General features: G+C 61.6%; 25 protein-coding genes. 8 read left to right on the top strand and 17 right to left on the bottom strand.

Annotated elements, in window-relative coordinates; translation table 11 throughout:
* Positions 1–190: 190 nt before the first annotated feature.
* Positions 191–1,318 (top strand): IS481 family transposase, encoded by a 1,128-nt coding sequence (locus HX811_RS31620; RefSeq protein ID WP_177048827.1) that lies wholly within the window; start codon positions 191–193, stop codon positions 1,316–1,318.
* 129 nt (positions 1,319–1,447) lie between these two features.
* On the opposite strand, the gene HX811_RS31615 is transcribed toward HX811_RS31620, so the two are convergent.
* From HX811_RS31615 to HX811_RS31605, 3 genes are read right to left on the bottom strand one after another with little or no spacing between them, the layout of a single operon-like run.
* A complete protein-coding gene (locus HX811_RS31615; protein WP_177048825.1) occupies positions 1,448–2,746 on the bottom strand; it encodes an FAD-binding oxidoreductase in 1,299 nt (432 codons plus the stop codon).
* On the bottom strand, positions 2,743–3,831 hold the full coding sequence (locus HX811_RS31610; protein WP_177048823.1) for a polyamine ABC transporter substrate-binding protein: 1,089 nt from the start codon (positions 3,829–3,831) through the stop codon (positions 2,743–2,745). The genes HX811_RS31615 and HX811_RS31610 overlap by 4 nt, the downstream gene beginning before the upstream one ends.
* Before the next feature lie 34 nt (positions 3,832–3,865).
* Complete coding sequence (locus tag HX811_RS31605; protein ID WP_003219154.1) at positions 3,866–5,224, bottom strand: glutamine synthetase family protein; 1,359 nt, start codon at positions 5,222–5,224, stop codon at positions 3,866–3,868.
* Positions 5,225–5,364: 140 nt separating this feature from the next.
* Between HX811_RS31605 and HX811_RS31600 the strand changes: the two genes are divergently transcribed.
* Positions 5,365–6,267, top strand: coding sequence for a helix-turn-helix domain-containing protein (locus HX811_RS31600; protein WP_102606368.1), 903 nt, complete (start codon positions 5,365–5,367; stop codon positions 6,265–6,267).
* 100 nt (positions 6,268–6,367) lie between these two features.
* Here HX811_RS31600 and HX811_RS31595 read toward each other — a convergent pair whose 3' ends face one another.
* Genes HX811_RS31595 through HX811_RS31585 form a run of 3 tightly spaced genes read right to left on the bottom strand, consistent with a single transcriptional unit; the run spans position 6,368 to position 9,504 of the window.
* A complete protein-coding gene (locus HX811_RS31595; protein ID WP_177048821.1) occupies positions 6,368–7,471 on the bottom strand; it encodes an acetoin dehydrogenase dihydrolipoyllysine-residue acetyltransferase subunit in 1,104 nt (367 codons plus the stop codon).
* Positions 7,468–8,487, bottom strand: coding sequence for an alpha-ketoacid dehydrogenase subunit beta (locus HX811_RS31590; protein WP_003219158.1), 1,020 nt, complete (start codon positions 8,485–8,487; stop codon positions 7,468–7,470). The genes HX811_RS31595 and HX811_RS31590 overlap by 4 nt, the downstream gene beginning before the upstream one ends.
* A 39-nt stretch (positions 8,488–8,526) precedes the next feature.
* Entirely contained in the window at positions 8,527–9,504 is a 978-nt protein-coding gene (locus HX811_RS31585; protein WP_177048819.1) for a thiamine pyrophosphate-dependent dehydrogenase E1 component subunit alpha, read from the bottom strand.
* A gap of 310 nt (positions 9,505–9,814) precedes the next feature.
* Between HX811_RS31585 and HX811_RS31580 the strand changes: the two genes are divergently transcribed.
* On the top strand, positions 9,815–11,680 hold the full coding sequence (locus tag HX811_RS31580) for a sigma-54-dependent Fis family transcriptional regulator (RefSeq protein ID WP_177048817.1): 1,866 nt from the start codon (positions 9,815–9,817) through the stop codon (positions 11,678–11,680).
* Positions 11,681–11,813: 133 nt separating this feature from the next.
* Here HX811_RS31580 and HX811_RS31575 read toward each other — a convergent pair whose 3' ends face one another.
* Positions 11,814–12,593 carry an acetoin reductase gene (locus HX811_RS31575; protein ID WP_177048814.1) on the bottom strand — a complete coding sequence of 260 codons (780 nt, stop codon included), beginning with the start codon at positions 12,591–12,593 and terminating at the stop codon, positions 11,814–11,816.
* Positions 12,594–12,783: 190 nt separating this feature from the next.
* Here HX811_RS31575 and HX811_RS31570 point away from each other — a divergent pair, with 190 nt between their 5' ends.
* Positions 12,784–14,946, top strand: coding sequence for a TonB-dependent siderophore receptor (locus HX811_RS31570; RefSeq protein ID WP_087694140.1), 2,163 nt, complete (start codon positions 12,784–12,786; stop codon positions 14,944–14,946).
* Here the strand turns inward: HX811_RS31570 and HX811_RS31565 are convergent.
* Entirely contained in the window at positions 14,936–16,066 is a 1,131-nt protein-coding gene (locus HX811_RS31565) for an MFS transporter (RefSeq protein ID WP_177048806.1), read from the bottom strand. The genes HX811_RS31570 and HX811_RS31565 overlap by 11 nt on opposite strands.
* Before the next feature lie 99 nt (positions 16,067–16,165).
* Between HX811_RS31565 and HX811_RS31560 the strand changes: the two genes are divergently transcribed.
* Positions 16,166–16,930 carry a helix-turn-helix transcriptional regulator gene (locus tag HX811_RS31560; RefSeq protein WP_177048803.1) on the top strand — a complete coding sequence of 255 codons (765 nt, stop codon included), beginning with the start codon at positions 16,166–16,168 and terminating at the stop codon, positions 16,928–16,930.
* Positions 16,931–17,128: 198 nt separating this feature from the next.
* On the opposite strand, the gene HX811_RS31555 is transcribed toward HX811_RS31560, so the two are convergent.
* Together HX811_RS31555 and HX811_RS31550 are read right to left on the bottom strand one after the other, a co-directional pair.
* Positions 17,129–17,566, bottom strand: a complete 438-nt coding sequence (locus HX811_RS31555; protein WP_003219182.1) for a carboxymuconolactone decarboxylase family protein — start codon at positions 17,564–17,566, stop codon at positions 17,129–17,131.
* A 111-nt stretch (positions 17,567–17,677) separates the two neighbouring features.
* Positions 17,678–18,715, bottom strand: a complete 1,038-nt coding sequence (locus tag HX811_RS31550) for an AraC family transcriptional regulator (protein ID WP_177048801.1) — start codon at positions 18,713–18,715, stop codon at positions 17,678–17,680.
* Between the two features lie 203 nt (positions 18,716–18,918).
* Here HX811_RS31550 and HX811_RS31545 point away from each other — a divergent pair, with 203 nt between their 5' ends.
* Positions 18,919–19,860: a transporter gene (locus HX811_RS31545; protein WP_003219185.1), complete on the top strand. Its 942-nt coding sequence runs from the start codon at positions 18,919–18,921 to the stop codon at positions 19,858–19,860.
* A 116-nt stretch (positions 19,861–19,976) separates the two neighbouring features.
* On the opposite strand, the gene HX811_RS31540 is transcribed toward HX811_RS31545, so the two are convergent.
* The 5 genes from HX811_RS31540 to HX811_RS31520 form a co-directional block, all read right to left on the bottom strand.
* Positions 19,977–21,185 carry a DSD1 family PLP-dependent enzyme gene (locus HX811_RS31540; RefSeq protein WP_177035641.1) on the bottom strand — a complete coding sequence of 403 codons (1,209 nt, stop codon included), beginning with the start codon at positions 21,183–21,185 and terminating at the stop codon, positions 19,977–19,979.
* Between the two features lie 59 nt (positions 21,186–21,244).
* Positions 21,245–22,573 (bottom strand): D-arabinono-1,4-lactone oxidase, encoded by a 1,329-nt coding sequence (locus HX811_RS31535; RefSeq protein WP_173883077.1) that lies wholly within the window; start codon positions 22,571–22,573, stop codon positions 21,245–21,247.
* Between the two features lie 77 nt (positions 22,574–22,650).
* A complete protein-coding gene (locus tag HX811_RS31530) occupies positions 22,651–23,019 on the bottom strand; it encodes a cytochrome c5 family protein (protein ID WP_102606359.1) in 369 nt (122 codons plus the stop codon).
* A 233-nt stretch (positions 23,020–23,252) separates the two neighbouring features.
* On the bottom strand, positions 23,253–24,005 hold the full coding sequence (locus HX811_RS31525; protein ID WP_003210885.1) for an outer membrane beta-barrel protein: 753 nt from the start codon (positions 24,003–24,005) through the stop codon (positions 23,253–23,255).
* A gap of 123 nt (positions 24,006–24,128) precedes the next feature.
* Complete coding sequence (locus tag HX811_RS31520; protein ID WP_177029252.1) at positions 24,129–24,959, bottom strand: arylamine N-acetyltransferase; 831 nt, start codon at positions 24,957–24,959, stop codon at positions 24,129–24,131.
* 158 nt (positions 24,960–25,117) lie between these two features.
* On the opposite strand from HX811_RS31520, the gene HX811_RS31515 reads away from it, so the two are divergent.
* Positions 25,118–25,363 (top strand): DUF6555 family protein, encoded by a 246-nt coding sequence (locus HX811_RS31515; RefSeq protein ID WP_023658994.1) that lies wholly within the window; start codon positions 25,118–25,120, stop codon positions 25,361–25,363.
* 35 nt (positions 25,364–25,398) lie between these two features.
* On the opposite strand, the gene HX811_RS31510 is transcribed toward HX811_RS31515, so the two are convergent.
* Both HX811_RS31510 and HX811_RS31505 read right to left on the bottom strand, forming a co-directional pair.
* Positions 25,399–25,593 carry a DUF6021 family protein gene (locus tag HX811_RS31510; protein WP_177048799.1) on the bottom strand — a complete coding sequence of 65 codons (195 nt, stop codon included), beginning with the start codon at positions 25,591–25,593 and terminating at the stop codon, positions 25,399–25,401.
* A gap of 24 nt (positions 25,594–25,617) precedes the next feature.
* On the bottom strand, positions 25,618–25,791 hold the full coding sequence (locus HX811_RS31505; protein ID WP_008430128.1) for a hypothetical protein: 174 nt from the start codon (positions 25,789–25,791) through the stop codon (positions 25,618–25,620).
* A 153-nt stretch (positions 25,792–25,944) separates the two neighbouring features.
* Here HX811_RS31505 and HX811_RS31500 point away from each other — a divergent pair, with 153 nt between their 5' ends.
* Positions 25,945–26,466, top strand: a complete 522-nt coding sequence (locus tag HX811_RS31500; protein ID WP_177048797.1) for a DUF3087 family protein — start codon at positions 25,945–25,947, stop codon at positions 26,464–26,466.
* Positions 26,467–26,546 lie beyond the last annotated feature (80 nt).

Here is a 26,546-nt window from a genome sequence, read left to right as displayed (position 1 = left end):
ATGGCCCGTCGCGGCGGCCCGCTTCGTGCTGCCGGAGTGAGGGAACACCGAGCCTAGGCGAGGTGCCGACAGGCGGGGCAGAGCGCTTTGGTTACTTTGCCGCTTTTTGTACGGACCGGACACATGGTTGACGGGTGTACGGGGACATGGTTGACACTTTTCGGCGAGCTAACTACGCCGGAAAACCATCATGCCCTGGAATACGAGAGACGCCATGAGCCTGAAAAAAGAGTTCGTTGCCTTAGCCCGGCAACCCGGCAGCAATAAACGAGAACTGTGTCGACGGTTCGGTATCAGTCCCCAAACCGCGTACAAGTGGCTCGGTCGCTACGAAGAACAAGGCCAGCAAGGTCTGCTGGAGAAATCCCGCAGGCCAGCCACTAGCCCAAAACTTACCAAGCACGCGCTGGAGACTGAAGTCTTGGCAATTAGGCGGGAGCATCCAGCCTGGGGCGGCCGCACGATCAGCAATCTGTTAGATAAGCGTATCGCTCCTAGCACTGTCACCAATGTCTTACATCGCCATGGTTTGGTTCAAACGGTCCCGAAAGAGTTACAGGCAGCAAGGTTGAGGTTTGAACACGACGCGCCCAATGATCTTTGGCAGATGGATTTCAAAGGGCATTTCCCAACGCAACAAGGCCGATGCCATCCGCTAACTGTTTTGGACGACCATTCTCGTTTCAACTTGGCAATCAAAGCCTGTGCCAACGAGCGCACAGCCACGGTACAGGAGCAGTTGACCGCGGTTTTTCGGCGCTACGGTTTACCAGCTCGCATCAACGTCGATAACGGGCCCCCATGGGGCTCTCCGCGTAATCCGGGGGAGATCACGGAACTGAGTATCTGGCTCGTTCGCCTAGGTATCAGAGTAAGTTTCAGTCGGCCTTTCCACCCTCAAACCAATGGGAAAATCGAACGATTTCATCGGTCACTCAAGGCTGAAGTGCTCAACGGCCGCCATTTTCGGACGCTTGCAGAAGCGCAAACAAATCTCGATCAATGGCGAGAGGTTTATAACCATCAACGCCCTCATCAAGCCCTGGATTACAAGGTTCCAATGGACCGATACCGAGAAAGCCCCTGGGCTTATCCGGAGACGCTTTTGGCGTTTGAGTACGGGCCGGACGATTTAAAGGCCAAGGTTTATCACAGCCGATTTAAGTTTCAGAAGCGCTATTTCAGGATCGCCAAAGGCCTAGCCGGACATCACATCGCACTACGTCCCAACACTGAAAGTGACGGGCTATTTGACGTCTATTTCTGCCATCATTTTTTGCGAACGATCGACGTGAAACAGCCTGATTACGGTTCATAATGTGTCAACCATGTCCCCGTACATGTGTCCACCATGTGTCCGGTCCGTACACGCTTTTGCAAAGTGACTCGCTGTAAGAGCGAAACCATAGGTGGCCGTTACCGAAGAAACGGATATGTACCCAATCAATCACCCCACCATCTCCCGAACCCGATACCACAACATCCCCAACGCCAACAGCGGCGAACGCAACACCTTCCCCCCGGGAAACGTCATATGCGGCACCTGGCTGAAAATATCCAACCCTTTACTCTGCCCCGCATGAATTCCTTCCGCCAATAACCGCGCACACCAATGCGTCACGTTAAGGCCATGCCCCGAATACCCCTGGGCATAGAACACATTCGGGTGCTGCTTCAACCGCCCCACCTGCGGAAACCGGTTAGCCGTAATCCCAATCTTCCCCCCCCACTGAAACTCAATCGCGGTATTCGCCAACTGCGGAAAAACCTTGAGCATCTTCGGCCGCATATACCCCGCGATATCCACCGGATCACGCCCCGAATAATGACAAGCCCCCCCAAACAACAACCGCCGATCCGCCGAAAGGCGGTAATAATCCAACCCCACTTTCTGATCACACAACGCCAGGTTCTGCGGAATCAACTGATCAGCCACCCCAACCGACAGCGGCTCGGTCGCAATGATGTAGCTCCCCGCTGGCAGCACCTTGCCGCTCAACTTCGGCTCCAATTCCTCCAGATGCGCATTGCACGCCAGCACCAGGTTACCGGCGCGCACGGTGCCGGACGCGCAACGCACCTGCACCGTGTCGCCATGGATCAACTCCAGCACCGGGCTGTCTTCAAAGATCCGCACCCCAAGGGATTCGGCCACACCCGCCTCCCCCAGCACCAGGTTCAACGGGTGCAGATGCCCGGAGCCCATGTCCACCAGGCCACCCGCATACAAGCCTGAGCCAACCACCTGCGCCATATCCTGCGATGCCACCAACCGCGTTTCAGGCGCATACCCCAACGCAGCCAGACTCTCCAGCTCCCCCTGAAACGCCGCAAACTGCGCCGGCGTATTCGCCAACTCGCAAAACCCCCAGCGCAGGTCACAGTCAATCCCGTGCTCGCGAATCCGCTCGCCCACCAGCGCCACCGAATCGATCCCGGCCTGCTGCAGGTAACGCACGCCCTCCTCGCCCACGTACTTGGCAAAGCCCGATACGTCATGCCCAATCCCGCGTATCAACTGCCCGCCATTGCGCCCACTGGCACCCCAGCCAATCCGCCGGGCCTCCAGCAGGATCACCGACAGCCCGCGCTGGGCCAGTTCGATGGCGGTGTTGACCCCGGTGAACCCACCGCCGATCACACACACATCGGCGGTCAGGTCAGCCCCCAGCGCTGGGCGCCGGGGCATGGCGTTGGCCGAAGCCAGGTAATAGGAACGAGCGTGGTCGGAGGAGGAACGGTTCATTTGTTGGTCTTCACTTTGCTCCAGGACCGCGTCATCAAGCGCATGACGGCGGGCGTCGGGGTGGTGGAAATGTAGAGTTTGTCGAGCACTTCCTGGGACGGGTAGATCTCGGGGTTGTTCACCAGCTCGGGGGCCATGAAGGCCTTGGCCGCCGGGTTCGGGTTGGCGTAGCCGACGCTGGCGCTGACCTTGGCGATCACTTCAGGGTCCAGCAAGTAGTTGATGAAGGCGTGGGCGGCTTTCGGGTTGGCGGCGTCCGCCGGGATGGCCAGCAGGTCGAACCACAGGTTGCTGCCTTCCTTGGGGATCGAGTAGGCGATGTTCACGCCGTTCTTGGCTTCCTTGGCGCGGTTGGCCGCCTGGAACACGTCGCCGGAATAACCGAAGGCGACGCAGATATCACCGTTGGCCAGGTCCGAGATGTACTTGGAGGAATGGAAATAAGTGATGTACGGCCGCAGGGTCAGCAGCTGGGCCTCGGCCTGTTTGTAGTCTTCGGGATTCTCGCTGCGCGGGTCCTTGCCCATGTAGTTGAGGATCGCCGGGAACAGTTCATCCGCCGAGTCGAGGAACGCTACGCCGCACTCGTGGAGCTTCTTGATGTTCTCCGGTTCAAACAGCACGGCCCACGAGTCGATATGGTCGATGCCCAACACCTGCTTGACCTTGTCCACGTTATAGCCGATGCCGTTGGTGCCCCACAGGTACGGCACCGAATGCTCGTTGCCCGGGTCGTTTTTCTCCAGCAGCTTGAGCAGCTTGGGGTCGAGGTTCTTGAAGTTGGGTAGCTGCGAACGGTCCAGCTTGAGGAACGCGCCGGCCTTTACCTGGCGCGCCAGGAAGTGGTTGGACGGCACCACCACATCGTAGCCGGTACGGCCGGCAAGCAGCTTGCCCTCCAGGGTTTCATTGGAGTCGAACACGTCGTAGATCACCTTGATCCCGGTCTTGGCCTGGAAGTCGGCCAAGGTGGTCTCACCGATGTAGTCGGTCCAGTTGTACACACTGACCGTCTGCGCGGCGTGGCCCGCGCTGCTGAACAACGCCGCCAAGGCCAGCGGGAGAAGCTTTTTCACCAGACGCATATCGACACCCCTTTGGTTTTTTTAGTGTGGTTTCTCAGACGCTCAGCAGCAGGAATTCACGTTCCCAGGAGCTGATCACCCGCTTGAAGTTCTCGTGTTCGGCGCGCTTGACCGCGACGTAGCCGCGCACAAACTTGTCTCCCAGGTACTGCTTGACGGTGTCGCACTCTTCCATGCGCGCCAGGGCGTCTTCGATGGTGATCGGCAGGCGCAGGTTGCGGCGTTCGTAGGCACGGCCTTCCACCGGGGCGCTGGGCTCGACCTTTTCGATCATGCCGAGGTAGCCGCACAGCAGGCTGGCGGCGATGGCCAGGTACGGGTTGGCGTCGGCGCCCGGCAGGCGGTTTTCCACGCGCATGGCGTCGGGGCTGGAGCTCGGTACACGCAGGCCGACGGTGCGGTTTTCTTCGCCCCACTCGACGTTGACCGGTGCCGAGGTGTCCGGCAGGAAGCGGCGGAACGAGTTGACGTTAGGCGCAAACATCGGCAGCAGCTTGGGGATGTACTTCTGCAGGCCGCCGATGTGGTTGAGGAACAGCTGGCTCTTGTTGCCGTGTTCATCGACAAACACCTGCTTGCCGGTGGCGATCTCCACCACGCTCTGGTGCAGGTGCATGGCGCTGCCGGGCTCGTCGGCCACCGGTTTGGCCATGAAGGTGGCCGCCACGTTGTGCTTGAGTGCAGCCTCGCGCAGGGTGCGTTTGAACACGGTGATCTGGTCGGCCAGGTCCAGGGCATCGCCGTGGCGGAAGTTGATTTCCATCTGCGCCGGGCCGTCTTCATGGATCAGCGTGTCGAGGTCCAGGCCCTGGGCTTCGCACCAGTCGTAGACGTCTTCGAACAGCGGGTCGAACTCGTTGGCAGCGTCGATGGAGAACGACTGGCGGCCACTTTCGGCGCGACCGGAACGGCCCAGCGGGGTCTTCAGCGGCAGGTCCGGGTCTTCGCAGCGCTGGGTCAGGTAGAACTCCATCTCCGGCGCGACAATCGGCTGCCAGCCCTGATCGGTATAGAGTTGCAGGACCTTTTTCAGCACGTTGCGCGGCGACAGTTCGATGGGGTTGCCCTGCTTGTCGAAGGTGTCGTGGATCACGATGGCGGTAGGCTCGATGGCCCATGGCACCACGTAGGTGGCGTTGGACACCGGGCGGCAGATCATGTCGATGTCGGCCGGGTCCAGCAGGTCGTAGTAGATATCGTCGTCGACAAAGTCCCCGGTTACCGTTTGCAGCAACACACTTTCCGGCAGGCGCATGCCTCGCTCATGCAGGAACTTGTTGGTGGGCGAAATCTTGCCGCGTGCGATGCCAGTCAAATCACTGATCACGCATTCGACTTCGGTAATCTTGTGTTCTTTCAGCCAGGCGGACAGCTGATCGAAGGGGGCGTTCATAAGGACCTCGTCATGGGTTGGATGCTGCGCCGCGGGCTTCCCTCGCGGCGCATTGAGGTCTATCTTGGGCCAGCCGTCCAACGGCATCTATCCACTTTGCGCCAACCACAACGCACCAATAGAGTGCGCCCAGGTTACCCATGACACAGGCAACAGCTTTGCGCGTACAGGCCTTCACCACCGGTGATGTGGCCGCTCAATGCAGTGCGACACCCGGTTGGGTGCAGCAGTACCAGCAGATGTCCCCAGGGCATTTCGCCGGGCAGATCCGCTACCTCGACCTGCAAGGTGTCGAGGTGTACGAAGAGCGGATGAACACCCGGGTGGAGCAGAACTTCAACGCGCCGCCGGGTTCCCTGGCGTTCTGTTTCGATGGCAGCGACAACGCGCTGTACGTGCTCAATGGCGAAAGCCGCAACACCTGGATCACCCCGGAAAACTACCGCGAAGTGGCAGTGGTGTTCGGGCCGCAGTTTGTCCAGCGCCATGGTCTGGATGTGGCGAAGCTGGAGGGGTTGTTCATGGCCCCGCTCAACTCCCTGCAAAACCCGTTGTTCAGCCGCTGGCTCAGCGGCACGCTGACACGGCTGTCGGCGACGCTGGACCTGCCGAGTCGTGATGCCCTCACGCAACAGTTGCTCGACGATTGCCTGTTCATCCTCGACAACGCCTGCGTGTGCCTCGACAAGGGCTCATTGCAGCGGCGCACCGAGGAGCGAATCATCATGGCGCGCATTGGCGAATGGGCGGCGGATGTGCCGGATGAAACCGTCAACCTGCTGCAACTGGCGCGCATTGCCGGGGTGCCGTTGCGCCAGTTGCAGCACGGGTTCAAGACGTATACAGGGATGAGCCCGGCGCAGTGGTTGCGGTTGCGCCGGTTGAACAGTGCACGGCGGGAGTTGTTGAACCCGCCGTCAGTGGACACCACCGTGGCGGAGGTGGCGATGAATTGGTCGTTCTGGCATTTGGGGCGGTTTTCCAACAGCTATCGGGCGTTGTTTCAGGAGTTGCCCAGCGAGACCCTGAAGCGCCAGAGGTAAATGTGGGAGCTGGCTTGCCTGCGATGGCGTCGCCGCGGTTTAACTGAAGTACCGAGTTGCCTGCATCGCAGGCAAGCCAGCTCCCACATTTTGATCTCCATCAGGCATAGGTTTTGAGAAACGCCAGCATCAACTGATTCACTCGCTCCGCCGCCTCCAACTGCACCATATGCCCCTGCCCCGGCAGTATCTCCACCTGAGCGTCCAACCCATGGGCATGGCTCGCCGGGATGATTGCGTCCTCACTGCCCCAGATCACCAGGCTCGGCTGCTGCCCCACCATACTGCGCAAATCCACCAACTGCCGACCACCGCTGAACAACGCCCCGGTGATCTGCCGCAACGCCTGCTCCACACCCTCCAGGCGCTTGAACTTGAGCATGTCTTCCAGCATCTGCCGGGTCACCAGCGCCGGATCGCTGAACAGTTGCACCAGTTGCGGCTTGAGTGCATTGCGATTGCTCGCGTCGATAAAACCTTGCAGGTAGTCACTGTTGATCTGCGTACCCAATCCAGCGCTGGCGATCAGGGTCAACGACGCCACACGCTGCGGTGCCACCCGCGCGAGGTTCAGGGAAACCAGCCCGCCCATGGAATGCCCGGCGAGGTGTACCCGGTCAACCTTCAGATGATCCAGCAGTGCCAATACCGCCTGGCTCAACGCCTCAAGCTCGCCCGTTTGCAGGTACTTGCCCGACTCGCCATGCCCCGGCAAATCCAGGGCGATCACCCGCCGCTCAGCCGCGAGCACCGGGTGATTGAACAGCCAGTTATTCAGGTCGCCACCAAAGCCGTGCACCAGCACCAGCGGTGTGCCGCCCTCCCCGAGGTCCAGATAGCGCAGCAGGCGCCCGCCCACCTCGACCTTCTGTGCCGATGGGCCGCTGGCTTCCGCCTCGGCGGCACTGGAAACGAACCCCGCCTGGAACGCCTCGATCACCCCATCAATCTCGGCCTCGCTGGCCTCGCCCTCCACCACGATTGCCAGCAATGCCCCCACGGGCAAGGTCTCATCGCTCTGGGCCAACACCCGCCGCAGCACCCCGCTGAAGGGTGCCTCGACACTGCTGGAAATCTTGTCGGTCTCGACATCCAGCACTTCTTCACCCTTCTCCACCCGGTCGCCCGGCTGCTTGAGCCAGACATCAACCCGGCCCTCGGTCATCGACAGCCCCCACTTGGGCATGGTCAGTGTATGGATCATGCGGCATTCCTCTTGTCGGCGATCTTCAGCACCGCAGCTTCGATCTTCGCCGCGTTGGGGATGTACAGGTCCTCCAGGGCATCGGAGAACGGCACTGGCGTGTGAGGCGCGGTGACCATTTCGATCGGCGCGCGCAGGAAGCCGAACGCCCGTTGCGCCACCAATGCACTGATGTCCGTGGCAATCGAGCAGCGTGGGTTGGACTCGTCGATCACCACCAGGCGCCCGGTTTTCTCCACGCTTTCAAGGATGCTGTCTTCGTCCAGCGGGCTGGTGGTGCGCAGGTCCAACACTTCGCAGTCGATACCCTGGCGCGCCAGATTGGCTGCGGCTTCCAGGGCGATGTGCACCATGCGCCCGTAGGTCACCAGGGTTACATCGTTGCCTTCACGCACGTAGTTGGCTTCGCCGAACGGCACGGTGTACAGCTCTTCCGGCACTTCGCCCTGGAGGCTGTAGAGCATTTTGTGTTCGAGAAAAATCACCGGGTCGTTGTCGCGGATCGCCTGGATCAGCATGCCCTTGGCGTCATAGGGCGTGGCCGGGCACACCACCTTGAGCCCGGGAATATGCGTCCACATTGAGGTGAGCATCTGCGAATGCTGGGCCGCCGCACGCAGGCCGGCGCCGTACATGGCGCGCACCACCAGCGGCGTGGTGGTCTTGCCACCGAACATATAGCGAAACTTCGCCGCCTGGTTGAGCAACTGGTCGAGGCAGCAGCCGATAAAGTCGACGAACATCAACTCGCACACCGGGCGCATGCCACGGGTGGCTGCACCGACGGCCATGCCCACATAACCGACCTCGGAAAGTGGCGCGTCGAGCACGCGGTCGGGGAACTCCGGATACAGCCCCTTGGTGACGCCGAGCACGCCACCCCAGGCGTCCTGTTCACCGGGCGAACCGGTGCCGCCGGACACGTCCTGGCCGATGATGAACACGCTCTGGTCGCGGCGCATTTCCTGGGCCAGGGCTTCGTTGATTGCCTGCTGATAGCTGATTTTTCTAGCCATGATGACTTCTCCACGGATTGTTTTTGTAGTGGGTGGCGGTTAGCGGTAGGCGACGTAGACATCGCTGAGCAGGTCGGCGGCCTGGGGTTTGGGATCGGACTTGGCCAGGCGCACGGCGTCTTCGATCAGCTGCTCGACTTCGGTGTCGATGCGTTCGAACTGAGCCGCGTCGAGCCAGCCTTCGGCGGTGCAGCGCTGGCGAAACAGGCTCAGGCAGTCGCCGGTTTCCCGCAGGTTTTTCACTTCGTCCGGGCCTCGATAGGTTTGCGCATCGCCTTCGAAGTGGCCGTAGAAACGACTCAGTTTGACTTCCACCAGCGTCGGCCCTTTACCGCTGCGGGCACGCTCTACCGCGACGCCGAGGGCGGCGTGCACGGCAAAAAAGTCGTTGCCGTCGACAATCACCCCCGGCATGCCAAAACCCACGGCGCGCTCGGCAATGTCCTTGCAGGCCACCGACCAGCCGGACCCGGTGGCTTCGGCATAACCGTTGTTCTCGGCCACGAACAGGCACGGCAGGTTCATGATCGAGGCCAGGTTCATCGCTTCGAACACCGCGCCCTCGTTGGAGCCGCCGTCGCCGAAAAACGCGATCGCCACCCCCGCGCTGCCCTTGAGCTTGGCCGCCAGGGCCGCACCGGCCGCCAGCGGCGCCCCGGCACCCACAATGCCGTTGGCGCCGAGCATGCCCTTCTCCTGGTCGGCGATGTGCATGGAGCCGCCCTTGCCGCCGCAGACGCCGGTCTTCTTGCCGTAGATCTCGGCCATCATGCCGAACACGTCCACACCCTTGGCGATGCAATGGCCGTGGCCACGGTGGTTGGACGCGATGCAATCTTCATCGTTGAGGTGGGCCATGACCCCGGCGGCGCTGGCTTCCTGGCCGGCATACAAATGCACGAAACCGGGAATCTCGCCGGTGGCGAATTCCACGTGCAGGCGTTCTTCGAAATCACGGATGGTGCGCATCACGGTGTAGGCATGGAGCAATTGATCGGTGGACAGGTGAGTGGACATCTTGTTGTTCTCCAGGTTGTCTCGACACACAAAAGGCTGGATCAGGCCAGCTGCAAGGCACTCAGCACGGCCTGTGCCAATCCGCTGGAAAACCCGGAAAAGCCTTGACCCAGAGCAGTTGCCTGGAAGCGTGGACGTGCCACTGTGGGCCGTTCAATGAGACGCGCCGTTGCAACCTGCCCGCAGCGTCTCGGGCGGGATGAGACGTTGCGTCTCACCTCGGGCAGTTGGTCAGGCCGCCCTTGTCCCGCCAGGCCCATGGGCGCTTAATGGCGGGCATAACAACAAGGATCGAGAACCGGAGGCTTCAATGCTCGCCGTGAACTCCAAGGACCATGTCGACTGTGTCAGCCGCGTGGTACGCAACGCCGACCGCCTGCCCCAGGCTCCGGTGCCGTCGCTGATTTTTGATTCCTGGCGCCGCTCCATGGAGCAGCACCACCTCGACCCCGGTTCCCTGCAAGGGCCGCGCATTCTCACCAGCACCCTGCTCAAGGAATGCCGCGAACGCGCCGAACTGTTCATGCGCATCGCCAGTGAGGAAGTCGGGCAGATTCACAACCGGGTGCGCCACACCGATTACTGCGTGATGCTCACCGACGCCCAGGGCCAGACCATCGACCACCGCGTGGACGCCGGCATTCGCAACGACTGCCGCAAGGCCGGCCTGTACCTCGGCACCTGCTGGTCGGAAGCCGAGGAAGGCACCTGCGGCGTGGCCACGGTGCTGACCAGCAAGGCCGCGGTCACCGTGCACAAGCGCGACCACTTTCGTGCGGCGTTTATCGGCCTGACCTGCTCTGCCGCCCCCATCTTTGATCCCCAGGGCAACCTGCTGGGCGTGATGGACGCCTCCGCCCTGAAATCGCCGGATGACCGGCGCAGCCAACACCTGGTGCGGCAGATGGTGGCGCAAAGCGCGCGGGCCATCGAGAACGCGTTTTTCATGCACAGCGCCCGGCAACACTGGGTGTTGCAGGCCCACAGCACGCCCGGTTACGTCGACAGCCAGCCGGACATGCTGCTGGCGTGGGATCAGGATGGGCGGCTGCAAGCCTTGAACAGCAAGGCGCGGCAGGCCCTGAGATTGCGCTTCGGGCAGTTGCCGGAGCATATCGGCGAAGTGTTTGACCTGGACGCGTTGCGCGCCGTGACCGATCAATCGACGCAGCAGTTGCACTGGCTTGGCGAGCCGGGGGCGTTGCAGGTACGGGTCAGCGCGCCGCGGCGTAAGGCTGCACGTGCGACGGTGTCTTCGAGTCATCAGGTAGACCCGCGAGTAGAAGAACATCTGCGCCTAGCCGTGCGGGTCAAGGACCGCAACCTGCCGGTGCTGGTCCAGGGCGAAACCGGCGCCGGCAAGGAAGTGTTTGCCCGCCAGTTGCATGAACGCAGTGCCCGTCGCGACGGCCCCTTTGTGGCGGTGAACTGCGCGGCGATCCCGGAAAACCTGATCGAGAGCGAACTGTTCGGCTACGTGGCCGGAGCATTTACCGGTGCCTCCAGCAAGGGCATGACCGGGCTGCTGTTGCAGGCCGATGGCGGCACGTTGTTTCTCGACGAGATCGGCGACATGCCGCTGGCGTTGCAGACGCGACTGCTGCGGGTAATGGCCGAAGGTGAAGTGGCGCCGCTGGGCGGGGCAAAAACCCGGGCGGTGGATATCCAGGTGATCTGCGCCAGCCATCGGGACTTGGCGGCGCTGGTGAGTGCTGGAAGCTTTCGCGAGGATTTGTATTTCCGGTTGGGCTGTGCGCGGTTCTGTGTGCCGCCATTGCGCGAGCGCATGGACAAACTGGCATTGATCAATCGGCTTCTGGAGCAGGAGGCGCGGCACAGCGGTGTTGCGGTCGGGATCGCGGCAGCGGCGCTGGAGTCGCTGCTGGGTTATGCCTGGCCGGGGAATGTGCGGCAACTGCGGCATGTGTTGGCGTATGCGTGTGCGGTGTGCGACGGCGGGACGATTCAGCTGGCGGATTTGCCGGTGGAAGTTCGTGGTGACGCGGTTGCGGTGGAAACATCGGAAAGCGTCAGCCCGGAACGGCAGTTGGTGCTGGACGCACTGATTCGGCATCGGTGGAAGCCGCTGGCGGCGGCGCAGGCGTTGGGGATTTCCAGGGCGACCTTGTATCGGCGGGTTAACCAGCTGGGTATCGACATGCCCGGCAAGCACTGACCCAACACGGTCAAAAATGTGGGAGCGGGCTTGCTCGCGAAGGCGGTGTACCAGTCAACATTTCCGGTGGCTGACACTCCGCCTTCGCGAGCAAGCCCGCTCCCACATTTTTTGACCGAGTGATTCTGCCAGCTCAGCGGTACAGAATCCCGCCATCAATCAACGGCGATTGCCCGGTCATGTAATCCGAATCCGGCCCCGCCAGGTACGACACCAGCCCCGCTACATCCTCCGGCGTTTCCGCCCGGCCCAACGCAATCCCGTCCACATACTTCTTGTACGTCGCCCCTACCTCGGCGCCGGTAATCTCGGCCATGCGTTTGTCGATCTCGACCCACATATCCGTGCCCACCACACCCGGGCAGTAGGCGTTGACGGTAATCCCGTCAATGGCCAGTTCCCTCGCCGCGGCCTGGGTCAGCGCACGCACGGCAAACTTGGTGGCCGAATACACCCCCAGCAACGCAAAGCCTTCATGGCCGGCAATCGAGCAGGCATTGATGATCTTGCCCCTCTGCTTCAGCGCCTTGAATTTCTTGCCTGCGGCCTGGATGCCCCAAAGCGTGCCCTGCACGTTGATACGCAGCGTGCGGTCGACCTGTTCCGGAGTCACGTCCAGCAGTGCGTCAATCTGTGCGATGCCGGCGTTGTTGACGATGATGTCGAAGCCGCCCAGGGTCTGGTGGGCATGGTCCACCGCCGCGACCACTTGCTCCAGCTTCGAGACATCGGCGACATACACCGAGGCCTTGCGCCCCAGTGCAACCACCTCGGCCGCCACCGCTTCAATCTTCGCGCTGTTGATGTCCACCAACGCTATGTCGGCGCCATCCCGCGCCAGGCGCAGGGCGATGGCCCGGCCGATGCCTTGCCCGGCGCCGGTCACCAGTGCAACTTTTCCAGCGATACTCATGACGATCTCCTTCAACGGTGAGAGAAGCCTTGTCTATCGCAGTTGCCAGGGGCCGCTGTCGAGCAGCAGCAGGATTGATCTGCGGGCTGAGACGGGTCGTCTCAAAGCGAACCATTCTCGAAAACTTGTAAAACGCCGCCGTTATGCCTAGCTTATGCGCCCTCCGCTCTGCGCTCTCAGGCCTTCCCCCATGGTTTTGCGTCTTCGCCCCGCTGCCCCTTCACGTTTTGCCCTCGGCCTGTTGCTCAGCGCAGGTATTGGAAGCAGCCAGGCGGCTGATATCGAGCTGCCGGAGGTGAAGGTCCAGGGCCAGGATGAATCCGGCTATAACACCGACACCGCGTCGGTGGGCGCTTTCAATGAGGCGCCGTTGCTCGACACGCCGGCCTCGATCGCGGTGTTCAACGAGTCGTTGATCAAGGACCAGCAGGCGCGCTTGCTCAGCGAAGTGCTGCGCAATGACGCCTCGGTGGGCGACAGCTATGCGCCCATCGGCTACTACGAAAACTTCGTGGTGCGCGGTTTCTCGCTGAATGCCGCAAGCAGCTACAAGATCAATGGCCGCACCATCACCGGCGAGCAGAACGTTGCCCTGGAGAACAAGCAGCGCGTGGAGCTGCTCAAGGGATTGTCGGGTATGCAAAGCGGGATTTCCGAGCCCAGCGGCGTGATCAATTACGTGACCAAGCGCCCGGAGGATGTGCGCTCGGTGACGGTGTCCACCGATGATCGCGGCAGTGGTTACCTGGCCACCGATGTGGGCGGCTGGTTTGGCAGCGAGCAGCAGTTCGGCCTGCGCGCCAACGTGGCCCATGAAGACCTGCATTCCTATGTCGAACATGCCAATGGCCACCGGGATTTCCTGTCCCTGGCGTTCGACTGGAACATCAGCCCCGACGCGGTATTGCAGCTGGATGCCGAGTATCAGAACAAGCAACAGCGCTCGGTGCCGGGTTATCAGCTGCTGGGCGGGACCGAGGTGCCGCACGACGCGTCGCCGAAAAAACTGCTGGGGCATCAGAGCGGTGCGAATCAGGTAGGGATTGATTCGCTGAACCTCAACGGCAAGTTTGAATATCGCTTCAGTGACCAGTGGAAAGGCAGCGTCAGCGCGGCGCGCAGCAAGGTGGTGATTGATGATTACAGTTCGTTTGCGTGGGGCTGCTACGGGTCCGCGAGCTGTGCCGGGGCCAAGGTACCGAACTACTTCAGCCCGGAAGGCAACTACGATATCTATGACTTCCGCAGCCCTGATGACACCCGGCGCGATGATGAAATCCAGGCCGCGATGACCGGGTTGTTCAATACCGGTGGCCTGGGGCATGAGTTGACGTTTGGCAGCAGTGCGTTTCGGCGAGTGGTGGACAAGCGCGAATCGGTCAACGAGATGATTGGCTCCGGCAATATCAATCAGGACCCGGAAAACTTCGCGCCCACCGATAAACCCCTGAACGATAGCCATCGCAACCTCGACAGCCGCCAATACGGCCTGTTCGTCACCGACCGCATCAGCTTCAACGAGCAATGGCAGACCATCGTGGGTGGCCGCGAAGTGCGCCTGGACGAAAAGGCTTTCGATGATCAGGGCAACGAGTCGCGCCACACCCGGCAGTATGTGTTCCTGCCCCAGGCGGCGCTGATCTACAAACCGATTGAAAACCTGTCGCTCTACACCAGCTACAGCAAAGGCCTGTCCCTGGGCGGTACCGCGCCGTGGTTTGCCCTGAATAAAGATGAAACCCTCGCCCCGACAGTTTCCCGCCAGATCGAAGCCGGGGTGAAATACGACTGGCGCCGCATCAGCTTTGCCGCCGCGATCTTCCAGACTCGCCAGGCCTATCAATATGCCAGGCCGGATGACGCCGGCGACTACACCTACGTGCAACAGGGCGAGCAGAAAAACACCGGCCTGGAATTGTCCGCCAACGGCTGGGCCACCCAGCGCTTGCAGATCGCCGCCAGCGTCGCGGCCATCCGTGCACGGGTGACGGGCAGCGGCACGCCGGAATACGAAGGCCATCAGGCGATCAACGTGCCGAAACTGCGGGCCAGTCTGTACGCCGACTACGCCCTGCCCTGGGTCGACGGCCTGGCGCTGCTCGGCGGCGTGCAATACAGCGCCAACAAGTACGCCAATCGCACCGGTGATGTGGAAGTGGGCGACTACGCCATCGTCAACGTCGGCAGCCGCTACACCACCAAACTCGATGGCTATGAAACGGTATTTCGTCTGAGCGTCGACAACCTGTTCGACAAGCGTTACTGGCGCGATGCCGGCGAATACATGGGCGATGACTACCTGTTCCAGGGTGCGCCGTTGACGGCGCGCTTGAGTGCCACGGTCAATTTCTGACGGTACGCGGGATCGCCAGGCATAGCGCCGCCAAGGCGCACACCAACAGGGTCCAGCCCAACTGCTGGACCCAGGCTGCCAGGGTCAACCCCACCCCGATCACCAGGTAATACAGCAAACCGAACAAGGCACCGGCGGTGCCAAGGCGGTCGCGATAAGCCGTGAGTGCCGCCCCCAGGACATTGGGAATCGCCATGCCGAAGGCCATGACCACCAACAGCATCGGCAACACGAACAGCCAACGGTCCTGTAACAGCACCACCAGCACGCTGCCCACTAACATCACGCCACCGGCTGCCAGCACCAGTTGTTCGCTGCCGGCCCCGCGCTTGAGCAACCCCTTGTTGAGCCAGGCCCCAAGCCCCGAGCCCAACGCCAGCAGGACGCCGCTGTAGCCGAACTGCTCGGCAGACAACCCCAGGCGCTGGAACACAAACGGCCCCAGGCTGTAATAGCTGAACAGCGCGATATTGAAGACCGCGACCAGCCCCACCGAACGCCACAGCGCCGCATCCTTGAGCATCAGGCCCAGGGTGCCGCGCAACGACGCTGTGGGCAGCGAGGCCGGGCGGGTTTCCGGCAAGGCCCACAGGCACCAGGCCAATAACGTCAGCGCCAGCAGCAACAAGCCTGTGAGCACCCCGCGATAGCCAAAGTGCTGCACCAGGCCCGCGCCAGTGAACAGGCCAATGGCGGGGCTGGCCGCCAGGGCAATGCCCACGACTGAAAACACCTGCGCCAGCCCGGCACCGCTGAAGCGGTCGCGCAGCACGGTTTGCGTCACCACCGACCCCACCGCCGCACCAAACGCCGCCACCGCCTGGGCCAGCAACAGGCCGTTGAACGAACGCACGCCCAAGGCCAGCGCTGTGGCCGCGCCATAAAGGGCCAACCCGGCCAGCATCACCGGGCGCCGGCCGAAGCGGTCACACAAGCGTCCCCACACCACGACCCCGAACGCGAAGGCCAGAAAGTACACCGACAAGGTCTGCCCCGCTGCCTCGGGCCCTACCGCAAACGCCTGGCCGATATCCGCCAGCGCAGGGCTATACAGGGTTTGTGCGATCTGCGGGAACATCAGCAGCGCCACCGCCAGCACCAGCAATTTTTTCAACATCATCCAGACGCTCTTCACGAGTAAACAGGCCAGGGAGTCTAAACAGCGGCAGCTGGCGTATTATCCAGACTTCGACACCTTATCAATGAAATCGGACACTCCATGGCATGGCTGGCGGCGCAGACACCTTTCGATCCCGACCGCTTCGACGCGCCCGTGGTGGGCATCGCCGCCCTGCTGGGTGATCACGACTCCGGTGTACATCAGCATCAGCGCGGGCAATTGCTGTTCACCCAACAGGGCTGCACGCGCATTACCCTGGCCAACCAGCTGTGCCTGTTGCCGCCCACTCGGGCAGCGTGGATTCCCGGCGGTGTGCCGCACCGGGCAGTGATGCAACAGACCGTGGATTACCGTTCGGTGTATGTCAGCCCGGCATTGGCCGGGCACTTGCCGGCACAAGTGCGGGTGATTGAGGTGAGTGCGCTGCTGCGGGCGGTGCTGGAGCCGATGGCAATGGCGGCGTTCGACACCGATTGGCAACAGGGCAAATACGCGCATTTGCTGGCGCTGTGCCTGAGTGAAATCCGCGAGGCAGTCGAGCAACCGCTGCTGCTGCCCCTGCCCACGGACAAACGCCTGGCGCCGTTATTGCAGAACCTCGACACCCTGCCGCCGGAGCTGCAAGCCTTGCAACGCCAGGTGGCCGCCAGCGGCAAAACCATCGGCCGGATCTTCCTGCGGGAAACCGGCATGGGCTATCAGCAATGGCGCCAGCAGTGGCGCCTGATGCGCGCCATCGAGCTGCTCGCCACCGGGCGCAGTCTCGGGTACTGCGCCTTTGAGTTGGGCTTTGCCAGTGACAGTGCGCTGATCGCCTTCTTCAAGGCCATGACCGGCGCCACGCCACGGGGTTACTTCAAGTGAATGCCGACTGGCTGTAACCCGGTGGTAGATCGGCTTCACTGATCGTTCCCGCGCTCTGCGTGGGAATGCATCCCGTGACGCTCCGCGTCACCCGTACGCAAGACTTGAGCCTTGCATCGCCCGCTGGACGCAGAGCGTCCGGGGCGGCATTCCCACGCAGAGCGCGGGAACGATCAGTCATCCCGGCGTCTTGTCGGGTTATTTAGGCATCTTGCGAAAACCCACCGCCAGACGGTTCCAGCTGTTGATGGTGGCGATCGCCACGCTCAGGTCGACTTGCTCTTGCGGGCTGAAGTGGGCGGCCAGTTCGGTGAAGTCTGCATCCGGTGCGTGGGTCTGGCTGAGCAGGGTCAGGCTTTCGGCCCAGGCCAGCGCGGCGCGTTCACGGGGGGTGAAGAACGGCGTTTCACGCCAGGCCGACACGGTGTACAGGCGGCGCTCGGTCTCGCCCCCCTTGCGGGCGTCGGCGGTGTGCATGTCGAGGCAGAAGGCGCAGCCGTTGATCTGCGACACACGCAGGCGCACCAGTTCCAGCAGCGGCAGTTCGATGGACAGTTTGCCGACGGCAGCCTCCAGGGCCAGCATGGCTTTCATGGCATCCGGGGAGGCGGTGTAGAAGTCGGTACGAGCTTGCATGGTGATACTCCAGAACAGTGGGGATTGGTGTCTAGAGTAGTGACGAGGGGGCATTGGACAAATAGCCAATCCGGGGAAAGATCAGGTAGCCAATGGGGCCAATCCTGACGATCACCCCGGCCCTGCGCCTTCACCGCGAAATGCACTGGGGCTCAGCCCGGTCCAGCGCTTGAACGCCCGCCGAAAACTGCGCACATCGCTGTAGCCGACTTCCTCGGTAATCCGTTCGATGGACAACCCCGGGTTGCTCAGCAAGCCCATGGTGCGCGCCCTGCGCACCTGTTCCAGCAAGCCCTCGAACGTCAGCCCATGCTCGGTCAGGCGCCGGCGCAAGGTACGCCCGCTCATGTTCAAGTCACTGGCGACCTTTTCCAGCTGGCTGCCCTGCAAATCCCGGGAAATCGCGCGCTCCACCGCCTGGATCAAATCCATTTTCTGATGCAGTTGCGCGCTTTCCAGTTCCAGCAGTTCCAGGGCCTGGCGCAAGGCCAGGGCATGGTGATTGGGCAGCCGCACATCCAGCCAGTGGCTGGCCAGGACCATGCGGTTATGCAGGCAGCCAAAACGCACATCCGCACCCAACAGCTGGTGATAGTCAGCGACATAGCTGGGCGCGGCGTGGATAAATTCGACCCGCAGCGGCATGAAGCCCTCGCCCACCAGGGCGCGGCCATACACCATCAGGCTGGCGAAGAACTCCTCGGCGGCAAACACCTGCACCTCGGCGTAGGGCAGCAGGCATTCGATATCGACGAAAACTTCCTGGGGACCTTCATGGGTGCGCGAGGTGGCGATACCGCCGGAGGTGTGCTGATGACGTTCCCCGATGGCAAACGCATCGCGCAACGTCTTGCACAGTGAAATCACATGGCCGAGCAGGCCCAGGGTGCCGAGTACGTTCTGATGGCCTACCCACAGGCCCAGCCCCTGGTCGGGCAACACCTTGAGTGCACGCTGGATCATTGCTACTGCCTGGCGATAGGAAATGCGCTGGGCCGGGTCGTCCAGATCGGCCAGGGTGAATCCCAGGCCACGGCACAGGTGCTCGGCGCTCACGCCTTTTTGCGCGACCACTTGGCCGAGGGTTTGCAGCAGAAATGGCGAGACCAGGGCCAGGTCATAGTGCGGATCAACGGCTTTCCTTTGCATGGATCTTCGATTCCCGACTGAGTGCTTCAGTTCTTGTTTTGGAAACATCCTGACAATCATAGGCTCTTGCAAGAACTGCTGCACTCTGGATGAAAGCTGTCCGCCAAAGTCCCCCTATATGGCCGCCAATACCCTGCCCCGCTGGCCGTTCAGGGCTTATTTCTATAGGCAGCGTCGTCCTGATAATAATAATGAGCCCAGACATGAACACGACCCGTGCGTTTTACCCCGTGCAACTCGCCCTGTTGACCCTCATCAGCCTGCCGGCCCTGGCCACCGAAGGCGGCGTCGACAACATCGGCCCCGGCACCGATGGCTTCTACATCCTGCCGCTGGACGTCAACAACCTGCCCGACCACATGTTCGCCTTCAACATCTATTACAACCATTACGAAGCCAGGAAGCTCGATATCAGCTCGTTGGGTGGCAAGGTGCCGGACGTGAAGATCAAGTCCGACGCGATCATCCCGCGCCTGGATTACCTCAGCCCGTTGCGGGTATTCGGCGGGCGCCTGGGCGGCTACATCGCCCAGCCCTACCTGAAGCAACAGGTGTCGCTGTTCGGCATGTCCGACACCCGGGAAAGCATGGGCGACACCACCGTGGCGCCGATCATCCTCTGGGACCTGGGCAAGAACCTGACAGTGGGCACCGCCCTGGAAATCACCCTGCCCACCGGCGAATATGACGCCACCCGCCTGGCCAATACCAGCAACAATTTCTACACCTACAAACCGTTGGTGTCGGCGACCTGGATGCCCAACGAGCGCACTGAGCTGTCGATCAAGACCACCTACAGCTTCAACAAGGAAAACCCCGACACCCATTACCGTTCGGGGCAGATTTTTCACTTCGACTACTCGGCCAGCTATAAGGTGACGGATAACCTCAGCCTTGGGCTCAACGGCTACTACCTCAAGCAGACCACCGACGATAAGCAATACGGGCATACCGTGGTGAACATCTATGGCGAAGATGTGGATGACGGGGTCAAGGGCCAGGTGTTTGCGATCGGTCCGGCGGTGTATTTCACCTTCCTCAAGTATGCGAGTGCCGAGGTGCGCTGGGCCAAGGAGTTTGATGTGCAGAACCGCCCGGAAGGCGACATGTTGTGGGCGAAGCTGACGATTCCGTTTGCCTTGTAAACCCGGTTGAACATGTGGGAGCTGGCTTGCCTGCGATAGCATCACCTCGGTATCACTGAAAAACCGAGTTGCCTGCATCGCAGGCAAGCCAGCTCCCACCTGTTGATCGGGTTTCTTCAGGTGTAGACCGGCCAGGTATCGACGATTTTCCCGCCCCGTACTGCCAGCAAATCGCCGAACTGCAGCAGCACAAACTCACTCTGGGTCGGGCGCAGAAACACCTGGTCTTCCACGTTCAGCCCCACCTTGGGCGAACCATTGACCATCTCCTGATTGGAGCTGCGCCCGTACAGGTCATTGCTCTGCAAGCCCCTGGGCGATTCAAACTCCGCCATCCAGTTGCCCCCATAAATAAAGAACGTGGCGCGCTGATTCGCATCCCACCACGAGAACAACCGCGACTTGCCGTCCAGCGCCGGAATGTCCACCGGCCCGGTGCTTTTCAACACGGGCGTGGCGATATAGGCCGCCGGCACATGCTCGCTCAGCGACGGCAAGTCATAGTGCGTCGGCTTGAGCAACGCCGTGCCCACCGACACCTCGCTGCTGAGCTTCTCCTGCTCGTGAATGCGATAGCTCGGGCTGCCTGCCGTATTCAACGTCAGCCCGTCGCGCCACAGCGGCGCAAAGTGCTGGCGGGTGTAATCCACATAGCCGTTGTAGCGCTGCATGACTTTGTCGAACAGGTCCTGGGGCGAGCCGAGAATCCCCGGCACGCCCATGCCCACGAACGGGTCGTAGCCCATGAACCCGCTGAATTCCAGCTGCTGCGGATGCGCGCTGATCATCGTCAGCATCTGCCCCAGCACCGCGTTGTCGCTGATGCCGCCGCGATGCAGGCCCACATCCAGCTCGATATTGACCCGTAGTTTCGTGCCCAATCCCTGGGCCAGCGCCAGGTATTGTTGCAGGCGCTCGGGCGTGTCCAGCAGCCATTGCAGCTGGCGGGACGGGTCGAACGGGCCCTTGTGGGTTTGGTAAAACAGCTCGGCAGAACGCACCGGCAACGGCTTGCCCAGCAGGATGTCCGCATCGGGAAAGACCTGGGCGTCGTGATTCAGAAATGGCTGATGAAACGACATCAGGCGCTGGGTGCCGGCTCGCTTGGCGATGTACGCCAGCAGCCCCGGCGACGGCAGGGATTTCTCCACCAGCCGCAGGTGTTTGCCGCCGCGCTGCACTGACTGCATCACCACGTCGATGTTGTGGTCCAGGCGATCGAGGTCGATCAGCATCACCGGGCGCATCGGCCCATGGGCCTTGAGTTGCTGGTTGAGGCTGCGGAAATACTCGGTGTAAGGGCTGCCGCGGTCGCCCGGCCTCAGCAAGATGGCACCACCCACCAGCAACACGCCGGTGCCGAGCATGAAATGTCTGCGGTTCATCAGGCCACTCCCAGAATAGACGACAGGTGCGCATTGAGGAATTTGCCGCTGGGGTCCAGCTCGCGGCGCACTCGGGTAAATTCCTCCCAGCGCGGATACAGCGGCTGCAAAGTGCGCGCATTGAGGGTGTGCAACTTGCCCCAGTGCGGGCGACCGGCGTATTTCCAGAAGATCGGTTCTACGGCGGCGAAGAAGTTGTGGTGGTCCATGGTGTAGTGCTGGTGCACGGAAATCGAACAGCTGTCGCGGCCCTCGAACATGCTCAGCGGAATGTCATCGGCCTTGACGTAGCGGTACTCGATGGGAAACCAGGTGCGCAGGTCCTTATCGTTGATCAGCTTGAGGATTTCCCGCAGGCATGCCGGTCCGTGCTCGGCGGGCACCGAATATTCCATCTCGTTGAAACGCACGTTGCGCACGTTGGCGTACACCTGGAACGACTCGGCCACGCGGTCATCGAAGCTGGCAAAAAAGCGCAGGCTGTTGAGCAAGGTACGCCGGGCCTCGGGGAAATCGCTGCCGTATTTGTCGAGTTTCTCGATGATCGATACAAACTCGTTGCCGCCCGCCTCCGCCGGGTCGATGGGCGGGGTTTCGGGGTCGGTGGTTTCGTTCAGGGCGATGGACAGGGCGTAGTCGGAATGGGTCACCACGAGCATTTCCCAGTGCTGGTTTTCCCGGGTGTTCTTTGCCACGTCCTCCAGCAGTTCTTCAGTCTTGGCGATCCACTGGCGCTCCCGCAGGCGGTACGGTGCGCGGTTTTGCAGGCGGACCTGGGTGGCCACGCCGAGGGCGCCGAGGGACACCCGCGCGGCACTGAACACCTCGGGGTGGCGCTTGGCGTCGCATTCCAGCACCTCACCCTGGGCGGTCACCAGTTGCAGGCCGGTGACGCAACCGGAATATGAGGTGAAGCCCACACCGGTGCCATGAGTGGAAGTGGAGATCGCCCCGGCCAGGGTCTGGTAGTCGATATCCGCCATGTTCGGCAGCGCCTGCCCGACGTCTTTCAAGGCCTGGCCCATGCGCGACATCGGCGTGCCGGCGGCGAAGGTGGCCTGCACGGTTTGCGGGTCGTGATCCAGCAGGCCATTGAAGTAACTCAGGGACAGCAAGGTGCCGTCGGTGGGCACCAGGGCACTGAACGAATGGCCCGAGCCCACCGGCCGCACCTTGCCCGGTGCCTGGCCGATGACCTGCACCAGTTCATCAAGGTTCTTCGGCGCCAGCCGCGCCAGGGGCAGACAGGTTTGCGCCCCCGACCAATTGCGCCAGGGAATCAGCCGCGGTGCCCGGGCCAGCTGGGCCAGTACCGGGTTACTGGTCAATGCCATGAACGCGCCGGCTACCGCGCCGCGCTGCAATAATTCTCGCCGTGAAAGCCCCATCGCGTACCCCGTTATTCTTATTGGATGTGTTGACCCGACATAAAGCTGATCAGCCCCAGGAATTGCGCTTCGGAGCACTGCACGCACAGCCCCATCGGGGGCATGCCGTTGTAGCCATTGATGGTGTGGTCCAGCAGGGTGTCCGGGCCCTGGGCGATGCGCGGGCTCCAGGCCGGGCCGTCACCGGTGAGCGGCGCACCGGAGGCCGGGTTGGCGTGGCACAGCTTGCAACTGGTGTCGTAGACCTGGGCCAGGGCTGCGTCGCTCGGCATGGCATTGGCCGCCGTGGCACGTTCGGGGGGATGTTTCGGTTTGTCGCCACAGGCTGTCAGCAGGCAGGTCACGGCCAGCAGCAGACTGATGCGACGGGGGTTGATTGCCCGCATAGCCACCTTCTCTCTTATTGTGTGAAAGCGTGATCCACACTAAGGCAGCCAGGGCGCGGCGTTGAGGGTATTGGGGGACAGAAAGGGGGGCTTGGGCGGACAGGCTTCAGCGGCTGATCGTTCCCACGCTCTGCGTGGGAACGCCGCCTTGGACGCTCTGCGTCCGCGTTGTGACGCAGAGCGTCACGGGATGCATTCCCACGCAGAGCGTGGGAACAATCAGTCAGGCAGATTTAGAAGGCTATACCGACCTTGAACCCATACTCGTCACGCTTGAGCTTGGTGTTGTCGGCCACGTACGAATCGTCATCGAGCTTGTACTCGGTGCGGGTGTAGTACAGGCCCGCCATCACCGGCAGGTCGCCTTTCTGGTTCATCAGCAGGCTGACTTCGGCGTACGGGTTGGTGCGGTCCTTGAGGTCCACGGTGTCGCTGCCGATGCCGTCGACCTTGAGCTTGGCGCGGCCGTCGATGGTATGGCGGGCGCCCAGTTCAACACGCATGGTCATGTCGTCGAACTGGTGGTTGTAGCCCAGGGCCGCTTTGGCGAACGGCGATTTGTTGGTGAGTTTCATGTCGTAGTCGCCCGAGTCCGGCTCGTAGCGGGTCCAGCTGTAGCCGCCACCCACCAGCACGTCGACGAAGTTGCGCGCATCCAGCGCGGCACGCCAGCCGAGATCGAGGTCGGCCTGGCCTTCCTTGAGCTTGTTGTCGCTCTTCTCGCCGTACTTGGCTTCGATACCGGCCTGGTAGATAAAGCCGGATTCAGCCGTCAGCTTGTTGCCGAAGTTATAGAACAGGCCGGCTTCAGGCATGTGGTCCTTGTCGCTTTGGCTACCGCCTTCGAGTTTGAAGTCGTTGTAGCTGCCGAGGATCCCGAAGGTGGAAATCGGGTCGGTCGGCGCTGCGGCGAACACCACACCAGGTGCCGCGATCAAGGCCAGGACCGAGGAATTCTTGAGGATCTTTCCGAATAGTTTGGACATCGTTTTACGTCTCCATTGCAGGTGGCAAATTATTCAGGAAACGCTTCGAACCCTCGTTTTGGCGAAAGGTTCGAATTAATTTGCACCTTTTTCGAGGTAAAACGGTTCAGCGAAGGCTCTATATCAAGCGTCTTGGACGGGAGCCAGCAAACGACCGAGAATTGACCGCAACTGCGGATGCGCCGGCAGTCGAATGCCAAAGCTGGCCTGCAACAGGTTCAGCAACTCTTCGACGTCCTCGATTGCACGCTTTTCGCTGGCCCGGTCCAGGTAGTGAATCGCGTACTGCCCGTTGTTCAACGTGCGGCGAAATCCCGGGCCAATCAGTGCGACTTTCAGCTGGCCTAGGAACGGCGAATCCGGGTGGGTGGAGACGTACCAGTTACCGATCTCGTAGTCGAAGTGTGACTGCACCTGCAGGTCGAACACATATAAGCCGCGCCACTCACCGGCGACCTGCGCCCACAAGGTGTAGCTGCCCTCGTCCAGGCTCAGGCGATAGGGTTCATGGGCGGTGGCCTGGGTGGCATCGGTGTCCAGTTGCAAGGGACTGGTGGGCACCATACCACCAAAGCCGACATCACTGATGTAACGCACGCCGTCCAGGGTCACCAGGCTCAGCCGATGGGTGCGCGCCGTTAGCGCATCGGGCGGCCCACCCATCACCACACGGCCGGTAATGCCCCGCGCCTCGAAGCCCAACTCCTGCAACAAGGCCAGGAACAGCTGGTTCAGCTCGTAGCAATAACCACCACGGCCGTCGAACAGGACTTTTTGTTCGACGCTCGGCAAATCGATCGGCACCGGTGCGTGCAGCAGGGTCGACAGGCTTTCAAACGCGAAGGTGCTGACATGGCGCAACTGCAGATCCTGCAGGGTTTGCAGGGTGGGCGGAGGCGGCGTGTCGTAGCCCAGACGTTGCAGGTAGAGGCGGCTGTGGGTCAGCTCTGGCATGACGCAATCCTGGAGTCGGTGGCGAAAGCACCACTAATACCCTGACGGCGGTTATTTGCCAATTGTGGGTTGAATCAAATGCAAGCCCTCAGATGCACAAACTTTCTGAACCTTTCTGAACTGATTTATATCCATTCACTACAAGACAGGGAGGCATCATGAGTACCGCAATGATCTACACCATCCACTACTTGCTACACGGCGAACCAAAAACCTTTGTGGTGCGTGCCGAGGTCATGAACAACGCCGAAGCGTGGCATTGGGCGGCCGTTGACGCCGACATTGCCCACGTGGGGCGGATAGGCCGGCCGGGCCACGAGCGGGTGAAAAAGACCACTCGTCCCTGGGCGGAGAAGTTCGGCATCACCGAGGTGACATGGACAGCCCCGAAACGGCTTGGTTGAGGAATAAAAAGCCCCGCACGACGGCGGGGCTTGTTTCACTTTTTCAGATCACCGAGGGGATCATAGGCCGGCTTCTTGCCGGTTTTTTCTGGCTTGTCCAACGGGGCAATGGCGGGACCTACCGGGTCGACCTGAGGGTCTGCGACGTCCGGGGAATCGGGGTCGAAACCCAATTCGTCCTTGCCGCTGGAATGCTTGGATGAATGCGGGCCGCTTGTACGATTAGTCATAACTACCTCCTTGGCGCGCCGGGTCTACAGCGGGCGGGCCTTGTCGTGCAGGTTTTCCAGGTCTTCCTCGACCTGCTCTTCGTCGTCTTGCCGTTCGGCCGGGTCGTTGGGGCGCAGGGCGTCGTTGTCACGCTCCTCTTCGCCGGGCGTGCGGTCGGGGTTGGGTGTGCCGGGCGGCTGTTGCTGGTACCGGGTCATGGTTCACCTCGCTTGGGGGTCGGTTGCCTACAGGGGTTAGAGAAATTGCGCTGATCCATCGTTCAACCTGATTACCGTCACTCCGACGGGTGAAGCATGAGAAGATGCTGGCCGGCGCTATACCCTTACTCAGCCCATGGAGACTGCACCCGGATGTTTGAGCTCAAACCCTGCGACCCGATTACCTTTCGCCAGCAGACCCGCCGTAGCACGCTGATTGTCGCGGGGCTGTTTGTGGTGTTGGCGATGGTGCTTTCCAGCCTGGCGGTGATGCTGTTTGGTGAGCCTGGGGGGGATAATTTTCGCTTTAATGTGGGCGGGGTGTTTGCCGGGGTGTTGATTACCGTAGGGCTGGTGCGGGGGCCGTTCTGGAACCAGGCCTGGTTCGCGCCGGCGGTGTATGGGTGGCAGCTCAAGCGCAGCCTGATGAGTGTGACGAATGTGATGCACAAGGTGACTGACGGGGTGAAGGCGAATGATCCGGTGGCGATCAAGTTGCTGCGGTTTTATCACCTTGGGTTGATGCAGATGCACGAACTGGACGCCAATTCGAGTTCTCAGGCGCAGTTGGTGCGGGAGGTTGATGAGCATCTGGAGAGGATGCGGGGGTTGGGGATTGAGCCTGACCAGACGCGGTTGGATCCGGGGTGGGTTGAGGCGGTGAAGACTCGCTGATTGGGGGCATATCCGTTATTTGGGTGATGGCTGATATGGGTTCCGCTCTTACAGCCGGCTACCGGCCGGCTTGAGTGTTG

Source organism: Pseudomonas sp. F8002 (assembly GCF_013385495.1).
GTDB lineage: Bacteria > Pseudomonadota > Gammaproteobacteria > Pseudomonadales > Pseudomonadaceae > Aquipseudomonas.
Note: the sequence above shows the minus strand (reverse complement) of the source record. Positions and strands in the feature narration are given on the sequence as shown.